Genomic DNA, 245 nt, shown 5'->3' on the forward strand with positions numbered 1-245 from the left:
AATCCCGTTTCCGTGTAAGTTCAATTGATATTCAACCAGTCAGGAACCTGGAGAATGTGCGTATCGGCAGGTGGATGAGCATTTTGCTTATTTAAAGCAGCAGCGCCTCCTGCAGAGCCGTTATAGCCGTCCCACTTCAATCTATGGCAGCCGGGATGACACTGCCAATTGACCAAGTAGACGAACTGAGAGAACGACTTAACAACCAGTTCATTTCTGACTATTCCTTTTCCACACGACTTGTC

At 46.9% G+C, this 245-nt stretch carries 1 protein-coding gene; it reads right to left on the reverse strand.

Features of this window, described 5'->3' with window-relative positions; translation table 11 throughout:
• Positions 1-20: 20 nt before the first annotated feature.
• A partial coding sequence (locus P6709_RS20200) for a hypothetical protein (protein WP_278242671.1) occupies positions 21-245 on the reverse strand: 225 nt, incomplete at its 5' end.

The sequence above is a fragment of the Jeotgalibacillus sp. ET6 genome, from assembly GCF_029667115.1.
Lineage (GTDB): Bacteria > Bacillota > Bacilli > Bacillales > Jeotgalibacillaceae > Jeotgalibacillus.